Source organism: Helicobacter bilis ATCC 51630 (assembly GCF_000686565.1).
Lineage (GTDB): Bacteria > Campylobacterota > Campylobacteria > Campylobacterales > Helicobacteraceae > Helicobacter_A > Helicobacter_A bilis.
Map to the genome: position 1 here is coordinate 1 of NZ_JMKW01000078.1, position 6,158 is coordinate 6,158.

At 34.6% G+C, this 6,158-nt stretch carries 7 protein-coding genes; 6 read left to right on the forward strand and 1 reads right to left on the reverse strand.

Features of this window, described 5'->3' with window-relative positions:
• Positions 1 to 186 (forward strand): outer membrane beta-barrel protein (locus T368_RS0110620; protein WP_027338484.1); only part of this gene is annotated, 186 nt, incomplete at its 5' end.
• Between the two features lie 341 nt (positions 187 to 527).
• On the forward strand, positions 528 to 668 hold the full coding sequence (locus T368_RS15735) for a hypothetical protein (protein WP_155116629.1): 141 nt from the start codon (positions 528 to 530) through the stop codon (positions 666 to 668).
• 145 nt (positions 669 to 813) lie between these two features.
• Here the strand turns inward: T368_RS15735 and T368_RS0110630 are convergent, their stop codons facing one another.
• On the reverse strand, positions 814 to 1,785 hold the full coding sequence (locus T368_RS0110630) for a transaldolase (protein WP_004085824.1): 972 nt from the start codon (positions 1,783 to 1,785) through the stop codon (positions 814 to 816).
• 74 nt (positions 1,786 to 1,859) lie between these two features.
• Here T368_RS0110630 and T368_RS0110635 point away from each other — a divergent pair, with 74 nt between their 5' ends.
• From T368_RS0110635 to T368_RS14025, 4 genes are all read left to right on the forward strand, one after another.
• The gene (locus tag T368_RS0110635) at positions 1,860 to 3,059 is read left to right on the forward strand and encodes a DegT/DnrJ/EryC1/StrS family aminotransferase (protein WP_004085822.1); all 1,200 of its coding nucleotides are present in this window, start codon (positions 1,860 to 1,862) and stop codon (positions 3,057 to 3,059) included.
• Between the two features lie 89 nt (positions 3,060 to 3,148).
• A complete protein-coding gene (locus T368_RS0110640; protein ID WP_004085820.1) occupies positions 3,149 to 4,540 on the forward strand; it encodes a hypothetical protein in 1,392 nt (463 codons plus the stop codon).
• Positions 4,541 to 4,563: 23 nt separating this feature from the next.
• Positions 4,564 to 5,835 (forward strand): tRNA 5-methoxyuridine(34)/uridine 5-oxyacetic acid(34) synthase CmoB, encoded by a 1,272-nt coding sequence (gene cmoB, locus T368_RS0110645; protein WP_004085818.1) that lies wholly within the window; start codon positions 4,564 to 4,566, stop codon positions 5,833 to 5,835.
• Positions 5,836 to 5,889: 54 nt separating this feature from the next.
• A partial coding sequence (locus tag T368_RS14025; RefSeq protein WP_428829687.1) for a toxin-antitoxin system YwqK family antitoxin occupies positions 5,890 to 6,158 on the forward strand: 269 nt, incomplete at its 3' end.

The following is a 6,158-nucleotide window of genomic DNA, read 5'->3' on the forward strand; positions in this document are numbered from 1 at the left end:
TATAATGGATTCAATATCCCTATAAATGTAGGTATTGCAGCGACTTTTGCAGGATCTCATAAAGTAGAAATCGGTGCAAAAATCCAAGCCCTATCAGCTGGATATAGCTCAAAGACTAAGAATGATAAAAGCGAAATGCTAATGAATACACATGTGATTAATGTAGGTTATTCTTACATTTTCTAATGTTTTATAGGGCTTAACCTTTATTTGTTCTGCCTTATTTTGTTTCAACCTATTTGTTCAGTCTTACAACCTTACATTATTAACATTCCATTCCCACTTTTAAAGTGGGAATCTTTTGTATTTCACAGATATATTTTGTATGTATTTTAACTCTACAATAACAGAATGTCGTATTGGGCTTTAAGGTTTGTCATTGCGAGACTTGCAATGCAGGTCGTGGCAATCCATAACTTTATCATGTTGTGTTTTGAATTGTTTTGCAAAGATATTTCGTGCTTCGTATTCAAAATGATAAGCTTTTAGATAAAAATCCTTTGTAGTTTTGCAGAGAATGTGTATGTTTGAAAGAAACTAAATCTATCTATTTACATAAGCATAAAGTTGAGTGCGTGAATGAAGAAATTTTAACTCCACAGATTCTATATCCATGCAATTTTATAGAATCTATAGAATCTGCACCACAAGCAAAGCATGAAATATAGAAATTACAATCCTATCAAGTCTCTACAATAGGTGCAGTGTATGATGTCTTATTATTGCATGAATGTGAGAATTGATTATATCAATCGCTTAAATTAAGATATAAACCGCAAAGGTGCATTTTAAATTACGAAGTTATTTGCAGTATCACGCAAGTGAATCTAGCATTAACTCAAAGCTTTGCTCAAAGCTTTTTAGTCCATCTTGCAGCAGTTGTTCTTCAATAGCTACGAGATTAATATCCATCTCTTCTAGGCTTGCAGCGATTTCTAAATCATCAAATGAAGCAATTTGCTGCATGCTTGGGGCTTTTAGATTCTGCATTTGTAAGGCATGGAGTGTAGGTAAGGGGAGCGTATTGACACAATTTTCAAAAGCAAGTGGATAAACATAATAGCCCTCGTCATTATATATCGCATTTTTCTCTTTGACACCTGTGCTAGCAAATAAGATTCTATAATTTTGCTGTGGCTTTTGGCTTAGAAAGTCTTTATAAATTGCAATAGCATTGGCAATACCATATTTTCCGTATAATTTTTCATCTTTTAGTTGCATATCAATTACCCTATCAAACCTCGATACAAATACGCTGATTACACCTTGTGCTTGTGTGTTTGCCTTTTGAAATGCTTGTAATACTCGTCTGCCTTGCTCCTTTGTGAAAACTAAAGTTGCATTCACATTAATGCCCCGCAGCATTAAATGCTCCATTATGGTGTATCCGCTTTGTGTTGCTGGGACTTTAATCATTACATTTTTTGCGTTTATCTCATGCCAAAGTCGCACGCCCTCATCAATACTTGCGTTTATATCATTTGATAAGAATGGATCGATTTCAATGCTTATTAAGCCATTTTGGGGATTCTCTAAGAAAAGTGGCATGAGAATCTCACTCGCAGTTTTAATATCTTCTATGGCAAGACTTTCATATATCTCTTTTGGTTCTTTGCCTTGTTGTTTTAGCTCATTGATACTCTCTTTGTAGCTTTCACTTTTTAGTGCCTGTGCGAAGATGCTAGGATTGCTTGTTGCCCCTTGTATTTTGCCCTCTCTCACAAGCGTTTTAAACTCATTTTGCAAAAAACTTCTTTCTATAAAATCACACCAAATGCTTATCATATTATTCCTTAATTTATGATATATTTCCATGTTTATAACTTGGGATTATAACTTGTTTTTAAAAGGTTTTAGCAATGTTAGAAAATTTTATTCCTTATAGCACACAATCAATTAATGATGATGATAAAGAAGCAGTGCTAAATGCGCTTTGCTCCACACACCTAACACAAGGGGCTTATACAAAGCAGTTTGAAAGCGATATTGCCGCATATATCGGCATAAAACATGCTATAAGTTTTAATTCTGCTACCTCAGCATTATATGCCGCATTTTACGCCTTAAAAGAATATGTCATAAATAAGAAATATAACTCTAGATTCCAAAATGCACCAAACCTAGACTATGCAGCTAATAATCATTCATTTAGCATTATCACAACGCCAATAAGCTTTGTGGCTACTACAAATATGATGCTTGCAAACAACATTACGCCTATTTTTGCAGATATTGATAGTAATGGTAATTTAGACTTATCGAATTTAGAATCTTTACTCCGTGAAGATACTATTGCAGTCTGTTCTGTGGATTATGCAGGAAATAGTGTAGATATGAAAGCTTTTAGTGATTTTGCAAAAAAGCATAATTTAATATGGATTTCAGATTCTAGTCATGCTTTTGGGGCAAGTTATGATAATGTTAAAGTGGGCAGTCTAGCGGATATGAGTATATTTAGCTTTCATGCGGTAAAGCCTTTTACTACTTGTGAGGGCGGGGCATTGGTAAGCAATGATGACTTTTTTGCTGAAATCGCCTCTCTTGTATGCAGTCATGGCGTTATAAAGCATACACCCTATAATCATGATTGCATAACACTTGGATTTAATTTTAGACTGCATGAAATAAGTGCTAGTCTTGGAATCTCGCAATTAAAAAGATTAGAATCTTTTCTTGCAAAACGAAAAGAAATCGCACTCTTTTATGATAGCTATTTTAAAGATAATCCCTATTGCAAAACTCTAAACATTAAAGAATGTGTAAAAAGCACATATCATCTCTATCCCCTTTTATTAGAAGATTCTCTAGCTACAAAAAAAGAAGAGATTGCAAACACACTAGCTACATATAATATCGGCGTGCAAGTGCATTATAAACCTATTTATAATTTTACAAGCTATAAACATTTAGGGAGTCCAAAGCTACCAAATGCAGAATCTTTTTACAAAAAAGAGTTATCTATACCATGCCATCAAAACATGACATTACAAGAAGCAAAAATGACTGCCGATTATATCAGCAAAACTTTTGAAGATTATGCAAAAAATAGCATTTTGTAACGCTTCTACCGCAATTTTTTGGCAGTTTTTGCAAAATTATGTTATTATTAAGCTATTTTAAAGTTTATTAGATTCTATAAAGAAAAACAATGAGATTAGAAAAAGCACTTGATATTTTATATGGGGAGTTAGTGAATACACCTTTTATTAGTGCTTTTAGTGGGGTTACTTATAATGTGAAAAAAGTAGTGAGTGGGACGCTTTTTTTTGCATTGAATCCAGATGATATAAAGAGAGCAATAGCAAATGGTGCGTATGGTATCGTTTTTGAGGGCGATATGGTATGCAGTGATGATGCAGAGATAGCATGGATTAAAGTGCGAAGCATTGACCAGAGTATGCGGAGATTTGTGCGCTATTTCCTTTTGGAATCCAAATATACGCTCGTTATGCTTACGCCTATTGAAATATCTCTAGCTAAAAGTTTGCAAATAGGCTTATCAATATTGCATAGCATAACCCTGCAAGATTGCCTAGAAGAGATATTTAAACTATACAAAGACCAAGATAAGAGTAAAGATGAAAATACTCTGCCTTTTTGCAAGATTCTATTCACAAGCATTCAAGCCTTAGAAAACCTACAAATTCACACTTGCTATTCTGTGCAGTATGCAAGGCAGAGAGTAGAGAGAAGTAGAAGTATCTTTTCACAGCATGATTTAGAAAAAGAGATTCCAAGACGCTATCATAAGCATTGTAGCGTTATTAGCTATACGCTTTTTGAAAGCAAGATTATTTGGGAGAATGCAGTCTATAAGCTTTCCTTGCCCTATATTTTACTTCCATTTGTAGAAAGCCTTATGGCGACTTTTTCATTTTTAAAGCAAGAGTATTGGCAATCCTATATAGAATCTATGGGCGGTTTATACGCAAGGGAATCAAAGACTACACGCATTGTATCAGGAAAAGAGATTAAACCCTTTAATCCTAGATTGCCAAAATATATGCAAGGTGATATAGGCATTAAGGGACTGCATGTAGAAGAGCTAAGTTATTGCTATCTTGATTCTAATGAGAAACTTAGCTCTAGTGTGAAAGATAAGATTCTACTCTTTTGCACAAATCCTAGTCTTTTTGCATGTCCTAGTCTGCAAGAAAGAGATTTGGGCTATGACACTGAAATACAGAATAACGCTCACATTATCTTTGAATCATTGCGAAAAAGTCGAGATTCAAATGTCTTAATGGAATACTTAAAAGTAGAAGCAAGACATCTAAAAATGCTATCATGCTATGCAAAAGGCATAAAGCTACCAAGAACAACGCAAAAAAATATCACCATTCCTTACGCACATATAAATCATCTCACACAGATTCTAACCAAGACTTCATACCACCTAGCAGTCATTTATGGAATCTCAAAAAAAGCGTTTGAAAAGAATGCCGACTTGCCAAGACAAAGCAAAAGGCAAGACCAAAAAACAATCCATGCTATAACCCAGCCACCAGATCTCTTTAGCGCACATGGCATACAAATATAGATATTAAAGTAAAAGAAGTAATTTTGAAAAAAGATTTAGCAACAAAAGATTCTAATTTGAAAGATTTATGTAAAAAAGATCCTATACTCTCAACATGGAGTGAAAAAGAGCTAAACGCACTAAAGCCATATAGTGAGATTCTATATAAATTACTCACGCTAGAGACAAAAGCAAGTTATAGCATTTCAAGATTATATGATAACAATAGCTTACTCTATGATTCAAGTAATAATAAGATTCTAGATTCTATAAAGTTTGCACCCTTACACCCTGCACCCGCCCATTTGGATAAGAATCTGGAAACTATACCAAATCAGGGTGGGCTGCGGGATTTAGGACGTAATGTTTGGAATCTAGAATTTAATAATTGTCATGTTGAGCGAAGCGAAACATCTAAGAATCTAGAATCTAAAAACCACAACCCAAACCTCACACAGATTTTAGAATCCACAGACTTAACAAAAAATACAGAAGCCATAACCCCCGCAAAAGAAGCCCTTAGCCTATATTTTCACAACATTTCATCTAATGAATTTCAAACCTTGCGAGATTTAGCCCTAGACTTAAAGCCATGGAGAAAAGGTCCTTTTTGCTTATATGGTGCAGAAAGTGATACGCAATTTTTCATTGATTCTGAATGGCAGAGTAATAAGAAAATGAAACTTATCCTACAAGCCCTAGACACAATAGGCTATAACCTCAAAGATAAAGTCGTGCTTGATGTAGGTTGCAATAATGGCTATTATATGTTTGACTTAGCACTGCGTGGGGTAAAGCACATTAGCGGCATTGATCCCATTGCTATATTTTTTCTACAATTCTACTTTATCCACAAACTCACAAATATCTCACATTGCACCTTCCGCCTTTTAGGTGTGCAAGATGTAGCTACACTTAATACAAAATATGACTTGATTTTATGCTTAGGTGTGCTATATCACAGAAAAGAGCCCTTGCAAACTCTAAAACAACTAAAAAGCATTTTAGCCCCAAATGGAATCTTATTGCTTGAAACGCTGATATTACAAGACAAAGCTGCCACCTGCCTTTGCCCCTATCCCACTTATGCGAAAATGCCAAATGTATTCTACATATTCAGCCCACAAGCCTTGCAAAATCTAGCCTTACACGCAGGATTTAAATCATGCGAAATTCTAAGCTATTCATACACAGACAACACAGAGCAAAGAAGCACGGACTTCATAGACAAAAAAAGCTTAGGCGACTATCTCACCCCCACACAAACAATAGAGGGCTATCCCCCAGCCTGCCGAGGTATCTTTGTGCTATCTTAATTGGAATCTTAAAAGTGTGATATAACCAAAGCTATTTTATTGCAAAGGATAATCATGGCAGAAATCTATGTTGAAAAAGCATATTATGAGAATGGGAATGTAGAAATGGAAATTCCATTTAAAGATAATATAGTGCATGGTATTGTAAAATATTATGATGAAAATGGAAATTTAGAATCTGAAATGCCATACAACATTGGTGAGTTGCACGGCATTGCACGATCTTATTATAAAAATGGGAATCTAAAAGCCAAAACGCCATGCAAAGACGATAAAGCACAAGGTATTGCAAGATTCTACAACAAAAATAATGATATGATAAT

Excerpts from the sequence above, each read along its gene's own strand:
- T368_RS0110630 (WP_004085824.1), bottom strand. The coding sequence starts at position 1,785 with ATGATAAGCATTTGGTGTGATTTTATAGAAAGAAGTTTTTTGCAAAAT.
- T368_RS0110635 (WP_004085822.1), top strand. The coding sequence starts at position 1,860 with ATGTTAGAAAATTTTATTCCTTATAGCACACAATCAATTAATGATGAT.
- T368_RS0110640 (WP_004085820.1), top strand. The coding sequence starts at position 3,149 with ATGAGATTAGAAAAAGCACTTGATATTTTATATGGGGAGTTAGTGAAT.